Annotated in this window: 14 protein-coding genes, 1 tRNA gene and 1 riboswitch; of the genes, 12 read left to right on the forward strand and 3 right to left on the reverse strand. The window is 52.6% G+C overall.

Features of this window, described 5'->3' with window-relative positions; genetic code table 11:
• Nucleotides 1-347 precede the first annotated feature (347 nt).
• A tRNA-Pro gene (locus BT142_RS12170) sits at nt 348-420 on the reverse strand.
• A gap of 245 nt (nt 421-665) precedes the next feature.
• Between BT142_RS12170 and ppk1 the strand changes: the two genes are divergently transcribed.
• Nucleotides 666-2,771: a polyphosphate kinase 1 gene (gene ppk1, locus BT142_RS12175; protein ID WP_072418473.1), complete on the forward strand. Its 2,106-nt coding sequence runs from the start codon at nt 666-668 to the stop codon at nt 2,769-2,771.
• A gap of 77 nt (nt 2,772-2,848) precedes the next feature.
• Here the strand turns inward: ppk1 and BT142_RS12180 are convergent, their stop codons facing one another.
• Nucleotides 2,849-4,396: a DUF975 family protein gene (locus BT142_RS12180; RefSeq protein WP_072418474.1), complete on the reverse strand. Its 1,548-nt coding sequence runs from the start codon at nt 4,394-4,396 to the stop codon at nt 2,849-2,851.
• Nucleotide 4,397: 1 nt separating this feature from the next.
• Nucleotides 4,398-5,459 (reverse strand): tRNA preQ1(34) S-adenosylmethionine ribosyltransferase-isomerase QueA, encoded by a 1,062-nt coding sequence (gene queA, locus BT142_RS12185; RefSeq protein ID WP_084659461.1) that lies wholly within the window; start codon nt 5,457-5,459, stop codon nt 4,398-4,400.
• A gap of 88 nt (nt 5,460-5,547) precedes the next feature.
• Nucleotides 5,548-5,729: riboswitch (Lysine riboswitch) on the forward strand.
• Nucleotides 5,730-5,855: 126 nt separating this feature from the next.
• Here queA and asd point away from each other — a divergent pair.
• The 11 genes from asd (at nt 5,856) to BT142_RS12240 (ending at nt 17,934) form a co-directional block, all read left to right on the forward strand.
• On the forward strand, nt 5,856-6,944 hold the full coding sequence (gene asd, locus BT142_RS12190; RefSeq protein WP_072418475.1) for an aspartate-semialdehyde dehydrogenase: 1,089 nt from the start codon (nt 5,856-5,858) through the stop codon (nt 6,942-6,944).
• A 4-nt stretch (nt 6,945-6,948) separates the two neighbouring features.
• The gene (locus BT142_RS12195) at nt 6,949-7,644 is read left to right on the forward strand and encodes a zinc metallopeptidase (protein WP_072418476.1); all 696 of its coding nucleotides are present in this window, start codon (nt 6,949-6,951) and stop codon (nt 7,642-7,644) included.
• A 32-nt stretch (nt 7,645-7,676) separates the two neighbouring features.
• The gene (gene dapA, locus BT142_RS12200; RefSeq protein WP_072418477.1) at nt 7,677-8,576 is read left to right on the forward strand and encodes a 4-hydroxy-tetrahydrodipicolinate synthase; all 900 of its coding nucleotides are present in this window, start codon (nt 7,677-7,679) and stop codon (nt 8,574-8,576) included.
• A gap of 98 nt (nt 8,577-8,674) precedes the next feature.
• Nucleotides 8,675-9,433, forward strand: a complete 759-nt coding sequence (dapB, locus tag BT142_RS12205; protein ID WP_072418478.1) for a 4-hydroxy-tetrahydrodipicolinate reductase — start codon at nt 8,675-8,677, stop codon at nt 9,431-9,433.
• 243 nt (nt 9,434-9,676) lie between these two features.
• Nucleotides 9,677-10,819 carry a tRNA guanosine(34) transglycosylase Tgt gene (tgt, locus tag BT142_RS12210; protein ID WP_072418479.1) on the forward strand — a complete coding sequence of 381 codons (1,143 nt, stop codon included), beginning with the start codon at nt 9,677-9,679 and terminating at the stop codon, nt 10,817-10,819.
• A gap of 3 nt (nt 10,820-10,822) precedes the next feature.
• Complete coding sequence (locus tag BT142_RS12215; RefSeq protein WP_072418480.1) at nt 10,823-11,527, forward strand: hypothetical protein; 705 nt, start codon at nt 10,823-10,825, stop codon at nt 11,525-11,527.
• 12 nt (nt 11,528-11,539) lie between these two features.
• Nucleotides 11,540-12,271 carry a hypothetical protein gene (locus tag BT142_RS12220; RefSeq protein WP_072418481.1) on the forward strand — a complete coding sequence of 244 codons (732 nt, stop codon included), beginning with the start codon at nt 11,540-11,542 and terminating at the stop codon, nt 12,269-12,271.
• 3 nt (nt 12,272-12,274) lie between these two features.
• Nucleotides 12,275-12,925 (forward strand): HAD family hydrolase, encoded by a 651-nt coding sequence (locus tag BT142_RS12225; RefSeq protein ID WP_072418482.1) that lies wholly within the window; start codon nt 12,275-12,277, stop codon nt 12,923-12,925.
• A 16-nt stretch (nt 12,926-12,941) separates the two neighbouring features.
• On the forward strand, nt 12,942-14,612 hold the full coding sequence (locus tag BT142_RS12230; RefSeq protein WP_072418483.1) for an AMP-binding protein: 1,671 nt from the start codon (nt 12,942-12,944) through the stop codon (nt 14,610-14,612).
• A gap of 296 nt (nt 14,613-14,908) precedes the next feature.
• Nucleotides 14,909-15,535 carry a GNAT family N-acetyltransferase gene (locus BT142_RS12235; protein ID WP_072418484.1) on the forward strand — a complete coding sequence of 209 codons (627 nt, stop codon included), beginning with the start codon at nt 14,909-14,911 and terminating at the stop codon, nt 15,533-15,535.
• A 101-nt stretch (nt 15,536-15,636) separates the two neighbouring features.
• A complete protein-coding gene (locus BT142_RS12240; RefSeq protein ID WP_072418485.1) occupies nt 15,637-17,934 on the forward strand; it encodes a clostripain-related cysteine peptidase in 2,298 nt (765 codons plus the stop codon).
• Nucleotides 17,935-17,941 lie beyond the last annotated feature (7 nt).

Raw genomic sequence — 17,941 nt, forward strand, 5'->3', positions numbered from 1 at the left:
CTCTGTATCGTGTAATCTTCTTTGGAATAGATCTCGTCTATCACATTGCCCAGTACTCTGACCGGTGAGCTTTCTTCGATGTAGATCTCATAATTTATGTTAAGACGTACTTGACAATTTCTCATTTTTATGGTACAATCCTTTCGTGGGTTATTTTTTTCGCAATTAAATTATACCACAAAACGAAGAGCTTAGCTATACCTTTCGGGGTTCGCTAAGCTCTTTTTCTTTCTTTTTGGGGTGCAACAGCCCCTGCCGTTTTGTCCCGATACGATAATGTAACGGACACCGTATCCGTAAAATAGAAAAGCTCGCAAACCCTGAAGTTTACGAGCTTTCTGCGTTAGTCGGAGTGACGGGACTTGAACCCACGGCCTCTACCACCCCAAGGTAGCGCGCTACCACCTGCGCCACACCCCGAACAACGTAATATATTATAGCACATCAATTCGCACCTGTCAAGGGTTTTTGAGCCTGATTTGATTAAACTTTTGTAAATATAAAATTAAGCCTTGTTCACAATTCGTTGTCGAACTCGCTTAGTAATAGAATAATAATCAAATATACGTATTGTGTTAATATAATCTTGATATAATTAATTGAAACAACCGATCGAGTTGGTTAGTTTTATACGATTCTTACAAATTATGTTACGGGAGAAAAATATGGGCAAGAAAAATACAGACAGACAAATTATCGAAGAGATCCCCGAAAATGAGTATCTTTGCTTTGATAACAGGGAACTTTCGTGGCTCAAATTCAATGAAAGAGTGCTTGAAGAGGCTGAGGACGAGCGGGTGCCGCTTCTCGAACGGCTGAATTTCGTTTCAATATTCCAGAGCAACCTCGATGAATTCTTTATGGTCAGGGTCGGAGGTCTGCACGATACGGTCTCGGTCGCACCCGATACGCGCGACAGCCGCTCGGGGATGAACGCCGCCGAACAGCTCACGGCTATCCTGCCCGAGGTCAAGCGGCTCTGCGACCGCCGCGACGCCGCATACGTTAATATAATGCGAGGGGTGCGCGACAACGGCGTAAGGCTCGTGCGCTACACCGAGCTCACACATAAGGAACAGGAATTCGTCCGCCGCCACTTCGACGAGGATATACAGCCCCTGCTTTTCCCTGCGATGATCGGCAAGAAACAGCCGTTCCCGTTCCTCAAAAACAAGGAGGTCTACGGTTTTGCCGTGCTCGAAAACAAGAGCGGAAAGCGCAGGATAGCCATCGTGCCGTCCATCTCGCCGATGTTTCCGCCGACGCTGGAGCTTTCGGGCATCTCGGGCGGTTCGAGCGTTTCGGTCATCTGCATGGAGGACGTTATCCTTGAATTCTTTGAGGAGATATTCACGGGCTACAAGGTCATCGAAAAATCCCTTATCCGCATAATCCGCAACGCCGACATCGACGAGGCGAGGGTCTACGACGAGGAACTCGACTACCGCGACCACATGAGCGAGGTCATAAAGATGCGCAAAAAGCTCGCTCCCGTGCGTCTTGACCTGTCGAATCAGCTGAGCGAGCCCGTGCTCGAAGAGCTGTGCAGCCTTCTCCGTCTCGAACGCCGATGGGTGTTCATTTCGGGAATGCCGCTCTCCACCGACTTTATCAAGCCCCTCGGCGAACTTCTCGACGGCAGACCTCAGCTTCGCTATCAGCCGAGAACCCCCCAGCGAAGTCCCGAACTGACCGATTCGCCTGTCATACCTCAGATACTGAAAAAGGACGTGCTGCTCCACTATCCTTATGAGAGCATGACACCGTTCCTGAATATGCTGCGTCAGGCTGCCGAGGACAAGAACGTCATCTCGATACAGATGACCCTCTACCGACTCGCAAACCACAGCAAGGTCATCGAAGCGCTCGTTGACGCCGCCGAGAACGGCAAGGAAGTCAACGTGCTCGTCGAGCTCAAGGCGCGTTTCGACGAGGAGAACAATATCAACTGGTCGAAGCGTCTTGAACAGGCGGGATGCAGAGTGGTCTACGGTATCGACGGACTGAAAGTCCATTCAAAGATATGTCTCATTACCCGCCGCAGCGGAAAGAGCACGCAGTACATAACCCAGATAGGCACGGGAAACTATAACGAATCCACGGCGCGGTTCTACACCGACCTCTCGCTGATGACTGCCGACCGTCAGATAGGTCTTGAAACGGCGGAGGTTTTCAGGCACATCCTGATGGGTGAGACCGTTGCCGAGACAAAGCACCTTATGGTAGCGCCCAACTGCCTGCAAAACAAGGTCATCGACCTTATCGACCGTGAGGCGCAGAAGGCTCGCGAGGGCAAAGCCGCATACATCGGCGTGAAGCTCAACTCCATGACCGACAAGAGGATAATGGAGCACCTTATAGAAGCGTCCAAGGCGGGCGTAAAGATAGAGATGGTCATCCGCGGCATCTGCTGCCTGAAGCCTGGCATCGAGGGTCACACTGAGAACATCCGCATCGTGAGCATTGTCGGCAGACTGCTCGAACATTCGAGGATATACATTTTCGGAGCCGATGACGACAGGGATATCTTCATCGCGTCCGCGGACTTCATGACGAGGAACACGCTCAAACGCGTCGAGGTCGCAGCGCCTGTCTATGCGCCCGAACTCAAAGCGCGTATAATGGGGATATTCGGCATCCTTATGAGCGATACCGCGTCCGCAAGGCTCATGCTCCCCGACGGCAGCTACAAGCGTCTGAGGGAAGGCGCGGACAATCTCTGCGCTCAGGAAAAGCTGTACGATATGGCTTACGAGAACGCGCTGAACTGATATATTACGTCACTATATAATTATAATAGCAAAAACAAAGCCCGAAAGAGCGGATCTGCTCTTTCGGGCGTTTTTGTTTAATGGAAACCTTCGGTGATGCCGTCACCTGTGTTCGGGTGCTTGACCGACCATCCAAGGTCGATGAAGAACAGAACGGTCAGCACAGTGCAGAGCGTCTTTCTGACCTTCGGCGGTATCCTCTCGAAGAGGTTATCCACCACGGGCGCGATGAAATAGGTCATAGAAACTCCCGCAAGTCCGAAGACCAGCAGACCTTCAAGACATATCCTGCCGTTCAGGTTCATGAAATAACCCGTGTAGTCCCACCAGCGCTGACCCATCATCTTTTCCAGCAGCCACGAGGTGAAATACTCGACGATGCCGCAGACCGCGAACGTCCCTGCGAACATCACGGCAGGCTTCTTTCTCAGCGGTTTGAGCAGGTAGATGATTATCCAGCCGCCCACGCCGTATATCGGCAGCCACGGCCCCGTCATGGTACCGCGGTTGATGAAGGAACCTTCGTTAATAAGATAGAAGAAAACTTCCCACGCCCAGCCGATGAACGAGAAGAAAAAGAAGAACAGCACAGGACGGTCGCCGCCGTAGTCCTTGCTGTAGTCGGTGGTGAGCCATCTGCGGTGTTCGAGGTAGGGGGTAGGGCAGTGGGTGTCGGGGTAGCAGGCGGAATCCGCGGCGTTGACAAGGTAGATGTCGTAAAGCAGCTCGGGCTTTTTCAGCTTTTCGCGCTTATCCTCACGCAGGGAAGAATAGTACTCCGAAAGCAGACACTCGCGGTAGGGATTGAGGAAGAACACCGACGTCAGGTGAAAGGTCGCACCGTCGAGCAGAGCCGCAGGCAGCAGCGTCAGGTCGATGAGGAATGCACGCTTCTTCTCGCCGCGCATCATCTGCTTCGAGAGGGCGAAAGCGTCATGAGTGGAGATGTTGGGGTTCTCGGCGAGGATGTAGGGTATCATCATGTATTCATAGTGTTTGATGACGCCGCCCACGATAGTCAGGTCCCACAGCGTCTGGTACAGCGAGCGGAAAAACATGGTCCTCGCAGTTCTGAGGATATGGCCCGTGCGGTAGATGAACAGCAGGCGGTCGGCTTTGGTGTAGGGGTAGCACCTCCGCTCCATGAAATATCTGCACCGTCCCACGATGATGAGGTTCTTGATGAACACCCAGAACAGTCCCGAGATGACGGTCATCGCGAATATCACCACCGATTCGCCTATCCTGCCGTGAAATACTATCTTGTTGATGCCGTTGAGCACGCCGAATCCAAGCGAGCCCGTGTCGGTCACCTCGTTCACGATGACCGCAAAATAGCCCATCGTATATTTCTCGGCTTCCGTCTCGGCTTTCGGCGGGTCGATGTCAACTATCGTCTGTTCCTTTACGAACTCGCGCAGTATCTCGGCATTCGACTTTCGGTTGTCCGAGATGATGTAGGAGGCTTCCTGTTTCGCCTGCTTTTCCTGCGTCCGCCAGTCGGAAGCGTAGTTGTAGCCCTCGTTCAGCACGATGCCGACGATGAATGCCACCACTATATTCAGAAAGAAGTGGGACTTCAGCGACTTTAGTGCTGAACTGTACAGGTCTTTGGATAGTTTCATATCACGACTCCGTATCGGGAGCTATGAGCATAGCATCGCCGAAGGAGAAGAAACGGTATTTTTCCTCGACCGCGACCTTGTAGGCGTTCATGGTCTTTTCGTACCCGAGGAACGCCGACACCAGCATGATGAGGGTGCTTTCGGGCAGGTGGAAGTTTGTCACAAGTCCGTCGAGCACCTTGAACTCGAAGCCCGGATAGATGAATATCTCGGTGCGTCCCTCACAGGGGATGACCTCGCCGTACTTCTGCGCGGCGGATTCGAGCGTCCTGCATGAAGTCGTACCGACCGCGATGACCCTGCCGCCGTTCGCTTTGGTCTGTTTTATCAGCTCGGCGGTACGTTCGGGTATCTCGTAGTGCTCCGAGTGCATCTTGTGGTCGAGCACCTTGTCTTCCTTGACGGGACGGAAGGTGCCGAGACCAACATGGAGCGTCACGTAAGCGATGTTCACGCCCATGTCCTCTATCTCTCTGAGCATCTCCTTGGTGAAGTGCAGACCTGCGGTAGGCGCGGCAGAAGAGCCGACCTCATGGGAATAAACGGTCTGATAGCGCTCTTTGTCCTCCAGCTTTTCGGTTATGTAGGGGGGGAGCGGCATCTGACCTATCTCGTCGAGGGTCGAGAAGATGTTGCCTTCTTTCACCTCAAAGCGTGCGACGCGGTTGCCGTCTTCAAGAACGTCGGTTATCTCGGCGGTGAGCTTGCCCTCGCCGAACACGAACCGCGTGCCGATCTTCGCCTTCTTGCCAGGGCGGCAGAGTATCTCCCACTCGTCGTTGCCGCGCTGTTCCAGCAGCAGGAACTCGATGAAGCTGCCCGTATCCTCACGCTCACCGTAGATACGCGCAGGCAACACGCGTGAATCGTTGAGCACCAGCAGATCACCCTTTTTGAGGTAGCTGCATAGATTGTAGAAATGAGCGTGCTCTATCTCGCCGCTCACACGGTCGATCTTCATCAGACGCGAGGAATTTCTCGGCTCGGCAGGGTGCTGAGCTATCAGCTCCTGAGGAAGATCGTAAAAAAAGTCGGCTTTTGTCATGTTATTTAAGTCAAGCATCTGTTTTTCTCCTGAATTTTTACAAAAAAGTCATAATTTTTTTTGCGGTGCTATTGACAATCGTTCAAATATCTGTTATGATAAGATTTGAACAGATAGAGGTGCGGCAACGAACAGTAGCCCTGAGTAAGAACGTGCGTATCCCGAACGTGCGGCTCTGCGGCAAAAGGCAATGCCGCCGAAGCTCAGCGCACGGGGAGCTGCTGCTGACCGCCTGCCGAACAGGTTTGCGGTTGTCATCATGCTTTGTGATGGAGTGCTATCGGCATTGATTGTCAACATTCTTATTATATTGCATGATGGCGGGCATTTCAACCCGTTTTTTTATTGTTCCGATAAATTTTAGGCTTTGTACACATTTACTTAATGTGTACCGAGGGAAAAGGAGTTTTTACAATGGAAAAGAAATTCAACGTAGGTATCATCGGTGCTACGGGCATGGTAGGACAGAGATTTTCTCTGCTGCTTGCTAACCACCCGTGGTTCAATGTAGTATGCGTAGCGGCTTCCGCTCGTTCGGCAGGCAAGACCCTTAAAGATGCTGTAGGCGCTAAGTGGGCTATGACTGAGCCGATGCCCGAAAAGCTCGCAAATCTCGTAGTTCTCGACGCTGAGGCTGACATCGACAAGATCGCAGAGCAGGTTGATTTCGTATTCTGCGCTGTTAATATGAAGAAGGACGAGATCAAGGCTCTTGAGGAGAAGTACGCTAAGCACGAGGTACCCGTTGTTTCCAACAACTCGGCTCACAGACACACTCCCGACGTTCCGATGGTGATCCCCGAGATCAACCCCGAGCACATTGAGATCATCGCTTCCCAGAGAAAGCGTCTCGGCACCAAGCGCGGTTTCATCGCAGTTAAGTCTAATTGCTCGCTCCAGAGCTACGTTCCCGCACTTGCTCCCCTTATGAAGGAGTTCAAGGTCACCAAGGCTCTGACCTGCACCTATCAGGCTATCAGCGGCGCAGGCAAGACCTTCGAGACCATGCCCGAGATCGTTGACAATGTTATCCCGTTCATCGGCGGCGAGGAGGAGAAGAGCGAGCAGGAGCCTCTGAAGATCTGGGGCAAGATCGTCGGCGACGAGATCGTTCCCGCTACCGAGCCTTCCATCACTGCACAGTGCCTCCGCGTTCCTGTTTCGGACGGTCACACCGCAGCAGTATTCGCTTCCTTCGAGAAGAAGCCTACCATCGAGCAGATGAAGAAGGCATGGGCTGAGTTCAAGGGCGTTCCCCAGGAGCTCGAGCTTCCTTCCGCTCCGAAGCAGTTCCTCCACTACTTCGAGGAGGACAACCGTCCGCAGGCTAAGCTCGACCGCAACCTTGAAGGCGGTATGGCTGTATCCATCGGCAGACTCCGTGAGGACAGCCAGTATGACTACAAGTTCGTATGCCTCTCCCACAACACCCTGAGAGGTGCGGCAGGCGGCGCTGTTCTGCTTGCAGAGCTGCTGGCTGCTAAGGGCTACTTCGACAGGTAAGAAAATGCCTTTCGAGATCAGTCTGATACTCTGGCTGCTGATACTGCTTATCCCGCTGACAGCGCAGATAAACGTCAAGCTCACCTTCTCGAAATATAAGAAGGTCATGAGCAAGAGCGGTCTGACAGCGGATAAGGCAGCAAAGCAGATACTCGACGGCGCAGGTCTCGGACTTGTGAAAGTGAAGCAGATCGGCGGCAAACTGACCGACCGTTACGAACCCGACAACGATACGATAAAGCTGTCCGACTCCGTGTACGGCGATCCGAGCGTCGCTTCGATCGGTGTTGCGGCTCACGAATGCGGTCATGCGATACAGTATGCCGAAAATTACGCTCCGATCATCGTGCGCAGCAAGCTGGTACCTGTGACGAGCTTCTGCTCTAAAAGCTGGTACTACGTCGTGCTTGTCGGTGCGATGATGAGCAGATATCAGGTCGGCACACATATAATGACTGTGGGCGTGCTGCTGTTTACGGTGTTGGTGCTGTTCCAGATGGCTACGCTGCCTGTCGAGATAGATGCGAGCAAACGCGCTCTCAAAGTCATCGAATCCCGCGGGATACTTGACGATGAAGAGCTCAGAGCCGCTAAAAAAGTCCTGACCGCTGCGGCGCTGACCTACGTCGCTTCGCTGCTGTCGGGTATATTACAGCTTATTCGTCTTATCCTCATGTCACAGAACAGGAGACGGCGATGATAACTATCCTTTGAAGAAAGGTGGGTTTTACCATGAAAAAGACAATTTTTACAGGTGCGGGCGTCGCTATCGCCACACCTATGAATGCTGACGGTTCGATCAACTATGACGAACTGGGCAGACTTATCGACTTCCAGATCGAAAACGGTACTGATGCTATCATCATCTGCGGCACCACAGGCGAAAGTGCCTGCATGACAGACGAAGAGCATATCGAGTGCATCAAGTTCGCAGTGGAGAGAACGGCTAAAAGAGTTCCCGTTATCGCAGGCACAGGCTCGAATCACACCGAGTATGCCGTTAATCTCTCGAAGCACGCCGAGCAGCTGGGCGCTGACGCTCTGCTGTGCGTTACACCTTACTACAACAAGGCTTCTCAGCAGGGTCTTATCAAGCACTTCAGCGCTATCGCCGAGGCTGTTACTCTGCCGATAATCCTTTACAACGTACCGTCGAGAACTGGCTGCAACATCCTTCCCGAGACTGCTGCCGAGCTCGCTAAGATCGACAACATCGTTGCTATCAAGGAAGCATCGGGCAACATCAGTCAGATCGCTAAGGTAAGACAGCTCTGCGGCGATACCCTCGACATCTACTCGGGTAACGACGATCAGATCGTTCCGATCATGTCGCTGGGCGGCAAGGGCGTTATCTCAGTGCTGTCGAACGTTGTTCCGAAGCAGACCCACGAGATCGCGGCTCTCTGCCTTGAAAACAAGTGGAGCGAGGCTCTTGACCTTGCTATGAAGTATCTGCCTCTCGCAAACGTTCTGTTCTGCGATGTGAACCCGATACCCGTCAAGGAAGCTCTGAACGTAATGGGCTTCAAGGCAGGTTCGTGCAGACTTCCGCTCTGCGACACGAGCGACGACAAGAAGGCTAAGATCAAGGCTGAACTTGACAAGCTCGGACTGACAGGTTCGATCAAGTAATCATAACTCAGATGAGCGGGGGAATGAAAGCTCCCGCTCTATTTATAACCGGCGGTGAGCTGACCGCCGCAAAATACTGATACGAAAGGATGTTAAATATGACCAATATCGCTATCTGCGGTGCAAGCGGACACATGGGACGAGTTATCGCCGACATAATCGCGAACCGTTCCGACTGCACAGTTGTCGCAGGCATCGACAAGGTGACACAGAGCTACGCCGATTTCCCGATCGTTGAGAATCCCGACGCTCTGCCTGTGAAGCCCGATGTTATTATCGACTTTTCCCACCCTTCGACCCTTGACGGACTGCTCAGCTACTGCCTGACAAACGGCGTGCCTGTAGTTGTTGCGACCACGGGCTACACCGCCGACCAGATCGCTCAGATCAAGAAGGCTGCCGAGAGCATTCCCGTGTTCTTCACGTTCAATATGTCGCTGGGCATCAACCTGCTTGCCGAGCTTGCCAAGAAGGCGGCTTCGGTGCTGGAGGGGCAGTTCGATATCGAGATCGTCGAGAAGCACCACAACCAGAAGCTCGACGCTCCGAGCGGTACGGCTATCATGCTCGCCGATGCTATCAATGAGACTCTTGAGACCAAGTGTACCTACACCTACGACCGTCACTCTGTCCGCGCAAAGAGGACAAAGACCGAGATCGGTATGCACTCCATACGCGGCGGCACGATCGTGGGTGAGCACGAGATAATCTTCGCGGGTCGTGACGAGGTCGTTTCGCTGAAGCACGAGGCTCATTCCAAGAGTGTGTTCGCGGTAGGCTCCGTGAACGCGGCTGTGTTCCTGAAAACCAAGGGCGCAGGTCTTTACGCTATGAGCGATATGCTCAAAGAGGTCTGAAAACACAGGATTAAAAAACGGAACATCACTGTCCTTGCGGCGGTGATGTTCTTTGTATTTGGCGGCTTTTTTGACGGCTGATGAATGATTTTGTATCATTTCTGTATATTTTGCCGCCTGTTTTGTACCAATTTTCGAGACTTGTCCTAAACACGTTTGACAAAATTATTTTGCTGTGCTAAAATTGTATGGTACTGTGAAAGTGTTCTTTCATTTGATTAATATCTACTATAAGGAGACCTTATGTTTAAACTGATAAAACAGGAAGGGGCTGCAAGGCGCGGAGAATTCACCACCGTTCACGGAACCATCCAGACTCCCGTGTTCATGAACGTCGGCACGAGCGCGGCGATAAAGGGCGGGATTTCCTCCATCGACCTCGCCAACGAGCTGAAATGTCAGGTCGAGCTTTGCAATACATACCACCTGCACGTCCGTCCGGGTGACGACATCATCTACAAAATGGGCGGGCTCCACAAATTCATGAACTGGCACAAGCCTATCCTCACCGACAGCGGCGGCTTTCAGGTGTTCTCGCTGGCAAAGCTCAGACGCATCAAGGAAGAGGGCGTATACTTTAACTCGCACGTTGACGGCAGAAAGATATTCATGGGACCCGAGGAGAGTATGCGTATCCAGTCGCACCTGGCGTCCACTATCGCTATGGCGTTCGACGAGTGCGTCGAGAATCCTGCCGAGTACAACTACTCCAAGCGTTCCTGCGAACGGACGACCCGCTGGCTCGAACGTTGCATCGCCGAGATGAAGCGTCTCAACTCGCTGGAGGAGACCATCAACCGTGACCAGATGCTGTTCGGCATCAATCAGGGCTGTACTTATGACGACCTGCGTGTCGAGCACATGAAGCGAATCCGCGAGCTCGACTACTGTGCGGGCTTTGCCATAGGCGGTCTGGCGGTGGGTGAGCCTACCGACGTGATGTACCACGTTATCGAAAAGGTCGAGCCTCATATGCCGAAGGACAAGCCGAGATACCTCATGGGTGTCGGCACCCCGTCGAATATCATCGAAGCTGTTGCGAGAGGTGTGGATTTCTTCGACTGCGTAATGCCAAGCCGAAACGCTCGTCACGCGACGGTATTTACATGGGGCGGCATCATGCACGCCCACAACAAGCAGTACGAGCTTGACGACCGTCCCCTCGACCCCGAGTGCGACTGTCCTACCTGCCGCAATTTTTCAAGGGCGTACATCCGACACCTGTTCAAATCCAACGAACAGCTTGCGGGACGGCTCGCAGTTCAGCATAATCTGTACTTCTACAACACGCTGACCGAGCGTATCCGCGAAGCACTCGATGAGGGACGCTTCGAGGAATTCAGGAAGAAATACTCGGTACGCCTTTCGCAGAAGCTGGAGGACTGACATATGGATAAAGATTACGAAGAATTCAGGACTCCTGCCGACAAATTCTGGGATACACTGATTTTTGGCGGATGTTTTGTTATCCTCCTATTTATCGCGGGAACGTTCGTCATGATATCAAGGCACGACTACATAATGGCGGCGGTCTTCGGTGCTATTACGGTGCTGTGGATAGCGCTCAACAGATACGCGGTCTACCGCGACGACAAGCGCATCATCGAGCGTAAACAGCAATACAAGGATACCTATGTTTCCGTTGTGACAGCGCATGACTCGTCGTTCGGAGAGCTTTCGTTTGAATACGATTCCAAGAAGAAGGAGCTTCACCTCGACAGCGCACAGCTTGTGAAGTTCGGCGGAGAAGGCATCGAGGTGAATGTTGATGATTACGACGGTAATATCAACACCGTTATGTCCTACATCCGCAGAGCATACGACGACAAGGACACGATCCTCGAAGGATTGTACGACCTTATCGAGAAGAATTATAAGGAAGAGGGCTACTCCGATTTTGAGGGTGACGTGATAGATCGTGCTTATATTGCGGATAAGTTCATCTTTACCGAGCTGAACATTTTTTTAGACCCGCAGGAGCGGTACGTCTGCCTTCAGGGTGAGATGCTGACCGAGTTTTACGACCTTGTCAGAGACCGTGGTGTGGCAGCCGAATTCAAAACTGACGGTACATACGAATATATCTTAGCCTGAGGGGGGATAAAAATGAGCAGGAGAACAGACGGAGATACGCCTTCGGAAAGATCGTCCTTTATGTTCGGAATGTTTCTTGTGATAGTTTCGCTGCTGATGAAGCTGGTGGGCGTTGTTATCGCGGTGGCGGCAATACTCGCCATGGTAAACAATGCGCACGGTCTTGCACTGGTGTGCGCACTTGTGTCGGTGTCGGTCATTTTTCTCAGTCACCTTATCAGCTCCTACGACGAGAAGCGTGACGCAATGATCGAGGAAAAGCGCAAGAATGACCGTGCAAAATACTATTCCGAGATAATCGCTAACGGAAAAGAACTGGGCTGGCTCCGCTTTGAGTACGATTCGCGCGAGAACGTGCTGAAGCTCGGAAGAGATCAGCTGCCGTATTTTTCCGACAGCGACGCACTCGAAGTCGTGACCTACGGAAACGACGGAACGGCTGACACTACAGTGGCGATGCTCCGACAGCTTTACAATGACAAGATCATCGTTATCGAGTCGATGCGCAGCAAGTGCCTTGACTACTGCCGCAGCAACGGCATCAGATTAAAGGGCGGCGAGCTTGTGAACGAGTGGTACATAAGCAACCATCTGAAGTTCTCGCAGCTCATTATCAACAACACCGAGGAGGGTCCCGAGGGCGTGCTTTACGCCGACCCCGACAACGGTTTTATCGACTACACTGTGAAAGCTGTGTTCAGAAACGGCAGCAACGAGTACGTTTACAGTGTCGGTATGAGGTGAGATATGATACAGCTTGCGATTTTTGATCTTGACGGTACGCTCGTCGATTCTATCAGCGACCTTGCGGACGCGGTGAACACCGCACTTGCCGAGAAAGGTCACCCCACGCATACGGTGGATGAATACAGATTTTTCGTCGGCAACGGTGCAAAAAAGCTTATCGAAAGAGCGGCTCCCGCAGATACGGATGAAACCGAAAGAGACTTGCTCTACGCACGTTTCTCTCAAATCTACCGCGAGCACTGCCTCGATAAGACGAAGCCCTATGACGGCATGGCAGAGCTCGTTTTGAGGCTCAGGAGCGAGGGCATCAAATGTGCTGTAGCTTCAAACAAGCCCGACGAATTCTCGAAGGAGATAGTGACCGCACTGCTCGGCGACGGTTCCTTCGACCTTGTGCGCGGAAAGCTCGACGGAGTGCCCACAAAGCCCTCGCCCGATATCATTTTTTCGATCACCGAAAAGCTCGGCATCCCAACAGAAAACTCTGTGATGATAGGCGACTCGAACGTTGACGTGCAGACCGCTCATAACGCCCGTATCCCGTGCATAGGATGCGAGTGGGGCTTTCGGGGAAGAAAAGAGCTTGAAAACGCAGGTGCGGACATGATAGCCGCTTCGCCCGAAGATATATATACTTTTTTACACAGCTGATTTGGAGGCTTACAAGATGAAGGACTTTTACAAGAGATTCGTTAAGGAAGAGCTTGACGAGCAGGGGAGACTGCTGAAATTCGAGCTTGATATCCCCGACAACTTCAACTTTTCCTACGATGTGGTGGACGAGCTCGCAAGGCTTCAGCCCGACAAGGTCGCGATCCTTTGGGTAAACGAGCAGGGCGAGGAACAGCGTTTCACCTACCGCGACCTGTTGGAGCAGTCCAACCGTGTGGCGAACATGATGACCGCTCACGGCGTGAAAAAGGGCGACTTCGTTATGGCAGTGCTCAAACGCCACTACGAATTCTGGTTCCTTGCCTACGGTCTGATGAAGATAGGCGCGATACTCGTTCCTGCGACAAATCAGCTTACTCCCAAGGACTACATCTACCGTTTCAAGGCGGCCGACATCAAGTATATCGTCTGCACCGCCGAGAACGATGTTGCCGCGAAGGTCGATGCCGCCGAGGAAAAGTACGGCAAGCTCTCGGGCAAGTTCATCACCCACGGTTCGCGTGAGGGCTGGGTGGATTTCCTGCCCGAAATGGCGAAGTTCGAGCCGACACATGAGCGCACCGAGACAAACGTCTACGAGCCGATGCTTATGTATTTCTCCAGCGGAACGACGGGTCAGCCGAAGATGGTGCTGCACAACTATTCCATCGCGGCGGCGCATATCATCACTGGCAAGCACTGGCATCACCTCGACGACAACTCCCTGCACCTGACCGTTTCGGAGACAGGCTGGGCGAAGTGCGCGTGGGGCAAGATGTACGGTCAGTTCGTTGCGGGTGCGACCACCTTCATCTACGATTTTGACCGCTTTGACCCCGACAAGCTCATGCAGGTCATCCAGGACTACAAGATAACTTCCTTCTGCGCACCGCCGACCATGTACCGTTTCTTCATCAAGGCGGGCGTCGGAAAGTACGACCTCAGCTCCATCAAGTACAGCTGTATGGCGGGCGAGGCGCTGAATCCTGCGGTCTACCGCCGCTGGTACGAGTACACGGGGCTTAAACTCATGGAAGGCTTCGGTCAGACCGAGACAGCCGTTATCATCGCGAACCTTTACGGTATGGAGCCGAAGGCGGGTTCGATGGGCAAGCCTACGCCCCTTTACAAGGTCGGTCTGATGGATTCGGACGGCGAGTTCGTGAATCAGGGCGAGGTCGGCGAGATAGTTGTGTTCGGTGAGGAAGGCAAGACCTTCGGACTGCTGAAAGAGTACTACCGCAACCCTGCCGAGAATGAACGTGCCTGGAAGTACGGCGTTTACCACACGGGCGACACCGCTTACATGGACAAGGACGGCTACTACTGGTACGTGGGAAGGACCGATGACCTTATCAAGGCTTCGGGCTACCGTATCGGACCTTTCGAGATTGAGAGCATACTGATGGAGCATCCTGCCGTAATGGAGTGCGCTGTTACAGGCGCTAAAGACCCAATACGCGGCAACGTCGTAAAGGCGACCATCGTTCTGACCAAGGACTATTCGCCTTCCGATGAGCTCGTCAAGGAACTCCAGACCTTCGTAAAGCGCTCGACCGCTCCGTACAAGTATCCGCGAATCATCGAGTTCGTGGACGAACTTCCGAAGACTGTCAGCGGCAAGATCAAGCGCGGCGAGATCAGAAAGCACGACATGGACCGCGACCCCGACGAGGACGAAGACTGATACTCATGCGCTTTTCCGAAAGGGGGAGCGCATTTCCTTTTTGAGCAGTTAATTCGCTCAAAAAAACAGAATAACACCGAAATATCAACTCGTTAAACTATTGACAGATTTGAAAAAATATAGTAAAATAGTAATATGGGATATTGTTTTCCATATTACTATTTTATTTAGGAGAGTGCTGTTTGAAAAAGTACAACATACGAGAGATTGTAGGCTGACCGGGAGGTTTGCATACGATCATTCAGACCTCCCGCTGAGAAGCAATTGAAGTCAACAATTTTCAGGAGGAAAAAACAATGAATATAAATGACATCACCATTCGTCTCGAGAATAAAAACGACCACAGAAAAGTTGAAGAGCTTGTCAGAACATCGTTCTGGAACGTCTACCGTCCGGGGTGCAGTGAGCACTACGTCATCCATGTGCTGAGAGACGACCCTGCTTTCGTCAGGGAACTCGACTTCGTCGTGGAAAAGGACGGCTCCCTTATCGGACAGAATATGTTCATGAAGACCGTTATCGAAGCCGATGACGGCAGGAACATCGACGTTCTGACCATGGGTCCGATATGTATCGCAAACGACCTGAAACGCAGGGGCTACGGCAAGCTCCTGCTCGACTTCTCGTTAGAGAAAGCGGCAGAGCTGGGCTTTGGCGCTGTGCTGTTTGAGGGAAATATCGGTTTCTACGGTAAGAGCGGTTTCGACTATTCAAGCAGGTTCGGGATTAGGTATCATGACCTGCCCGAGGATGCTGACTCGTCGTTCTTTCTCTGCAAGGAACTGAAAAAGGGCTATCTCGACGGTGTGACGGGCGTTTATCAGACACCGCAGGGCTACTATGTCGATGACTCTGACGTGGAGGAGTTCGACAGGGGATTCCCCTACATGGAGAAGAAAAAGCTCCCCACACAGATATTCTGAGCGGACGGATAACTGACCCCGTTTTACGGGCGGAGGAGGAAACTCCTCTGCCCGAAACAGGGTGTCATAATTTCAATCACAATAATGTTGGAGGGTATTATATGCCTAACGATAATAAGCCCCGTGCCAGACAGAAAACTGTCTCATCGGGCGGAAGCGGAATTCACCGCAGGGGCGGCGGACTCGGAACAGGTCCTGTCGGTTCAGGTTCGGGCGGTTCCTACAGCTCGGGCGGCGGCGTTTCAAAAGGCGCCATCGGCGGTGGAAGCATCGGTCTTATCGCCATCATCGCCGTTATAATCAAGCTGTTCGGCGGTTCTGGAGCAAGTTCAAACGTTCCCGAAGGTTACGGACAGGGCAGCGGTAACAACTACATGGCATCGACCGCAGGCGAAGTTGACCGCACGGTCGCGGCAGGTTCGCGCGAGAAATACACCGTCCTGAAAGGCGACGGCAAGGATAAGGTCACCTTCATGGTGTATATGTGCGGCACCGACCTTGAATCAAAGCACGGAATGGCTTCAAACGACCTTAAAGAAATGGCTGCGGCTTCGCTCGGCAAAAACATCGACATCATTGTCATGACGGGCGGCTGCAAGCAGTGGAAGATCAACAGCATCAGCAATTCGGTGAACCAGATCTACAAGGTTTCCGACGGAAAGTTGGAGCTGCTCGAAGCTGACATGGGCACCAAAGCTATGACCGATTTCTCGAATCTGTCCGCGTTCATCAAGTACTGCGCGAAGAATTATCCTGCTGACCGAAATGAGCTTATCCTGTGGGATCACGGCGGCGGTTCGGTGAGCGGCTACGGTTACGACGAGAAAAACAAATCGGCGGGCTCGATGGATCTCGGCAATCTTTCGAGAGCGCTGGAACAGGGCGGCGTAAAGTTCGATATGGTGGGCTTCGATGCCTGCCTGATGGCCACTGCCGAGACTTCGCTGATGCTTAACGATCATGCGGACTATATGATCGCATCCGAGGAGACCGAGCCCGGAATCGGCTGGTACTATACCGACTGGCTGAACGCTCTTGCAAAGGACACTTCGATGCCGACTATCGACCTCGGAAAGATGATCGTTGACAGCTATATCGAAAAGTGCGCTCAGCAGTGCCCGGGTCAGGGTACGACCCTTTCAGTCGTTGACCTTGCGGAGTTTGCGAATACCGTTCCCGATAAACTTGGCGGTTTCTCAAAATCGGTGACGGGTCTGCTTTCAGACAAGCAGTACAAGACTGTTTCCGACGCAAGATACACTACCCGTGAGTTTGCAATCAGCACGAAAATAGACCAGGTAGATCTTGCCGACCTTTCCACCAATATCGGAACCAAAGAGGGCGAAGCTCTCGCAAAGGCGGTAAAGGGCGCCGTCAAGTACAACCGCACCTCGGCGAATATGTCCAACGCTCACGGCGTTTCGATATATTTCCCCTACAGACGTGCTTCCTATGTTGACAAGGCTTGCAGTACCTACAACACCATCGGCATCGACGGCGAGTACAGCAAGGCTATCCGACAGTTCACGAGCATGGAAACTACAGGTCAGGTAGCTTCGGGCGGTACACAGTCGCCTGTGGGCTCGCTGCTGGATGTCGGTTCTTCCGCCGTGAGCGCTATCGGCAATTCCGATATGGTGACCTCGCTGCTGTCATCCTTCCTGCTGGGCGGTTCCGACAGGAGCATCAAGGGGCTTGACGACGGCAACACCGACTTCATGAACGACAACGCGCTTTCGGACAAGGATACCGCGGATTACATCTCGAAAAATATGCTTGACCCCTCCGCGCTTGTCTGGACGGAGAACAACGGCAAATATACGCTCGAACTCAGCAAGGAACAGTGGTCGCTCGTTCACGCGCTCGACCTCAATATGTTCTATGACGACGGAACGGGTTATGTGGATCTCGGACTTGATAACATCTTCACCTTCGACGGCGACAAACTCGTAGCCGATACCGACGGCGACTGGCTCTCCATCAACGGTCAGCCTGTGGCGTATTATCATACCGACACCATCGAGAACGGCGATGAGTACACCATTTCGGGATATGTGCCTGTGCTCCTCAACGGCGAACGTGCAGAGCTTATCCTGCGTTTCGACAACAAGAACCCCTCGGGATACATCGCAGGTGCGGTCAGCGACTACGTAGACGGCGAGACCGAGACGGTGGCAAAGGGTCTGACCGAGCTTCAGACGGGAGACACGATCGACTTCGTGTGCGATTATTATTCATACGACGGGACTTACTCCGACAGCTATATGCTAGGCGAACAGCTCGTTTACGACGGCAATATCACTATTACGAATACTGCTGTGGGCGGTAAGGTCAAGCTGACCTATCGTTTCACGGATATTTACGATCAGCAGTACTGGACGACTGCGATAATCAAATAACGCAAAA

The sequence above is a fragment of the Ruminococcus sp. YE71 genome (assembly GCF_900119155.1).
Lineage (GTDB): Bacteria > Bacillota > Clostridia > Oscillospirales > Ruminococcaceae > YE71.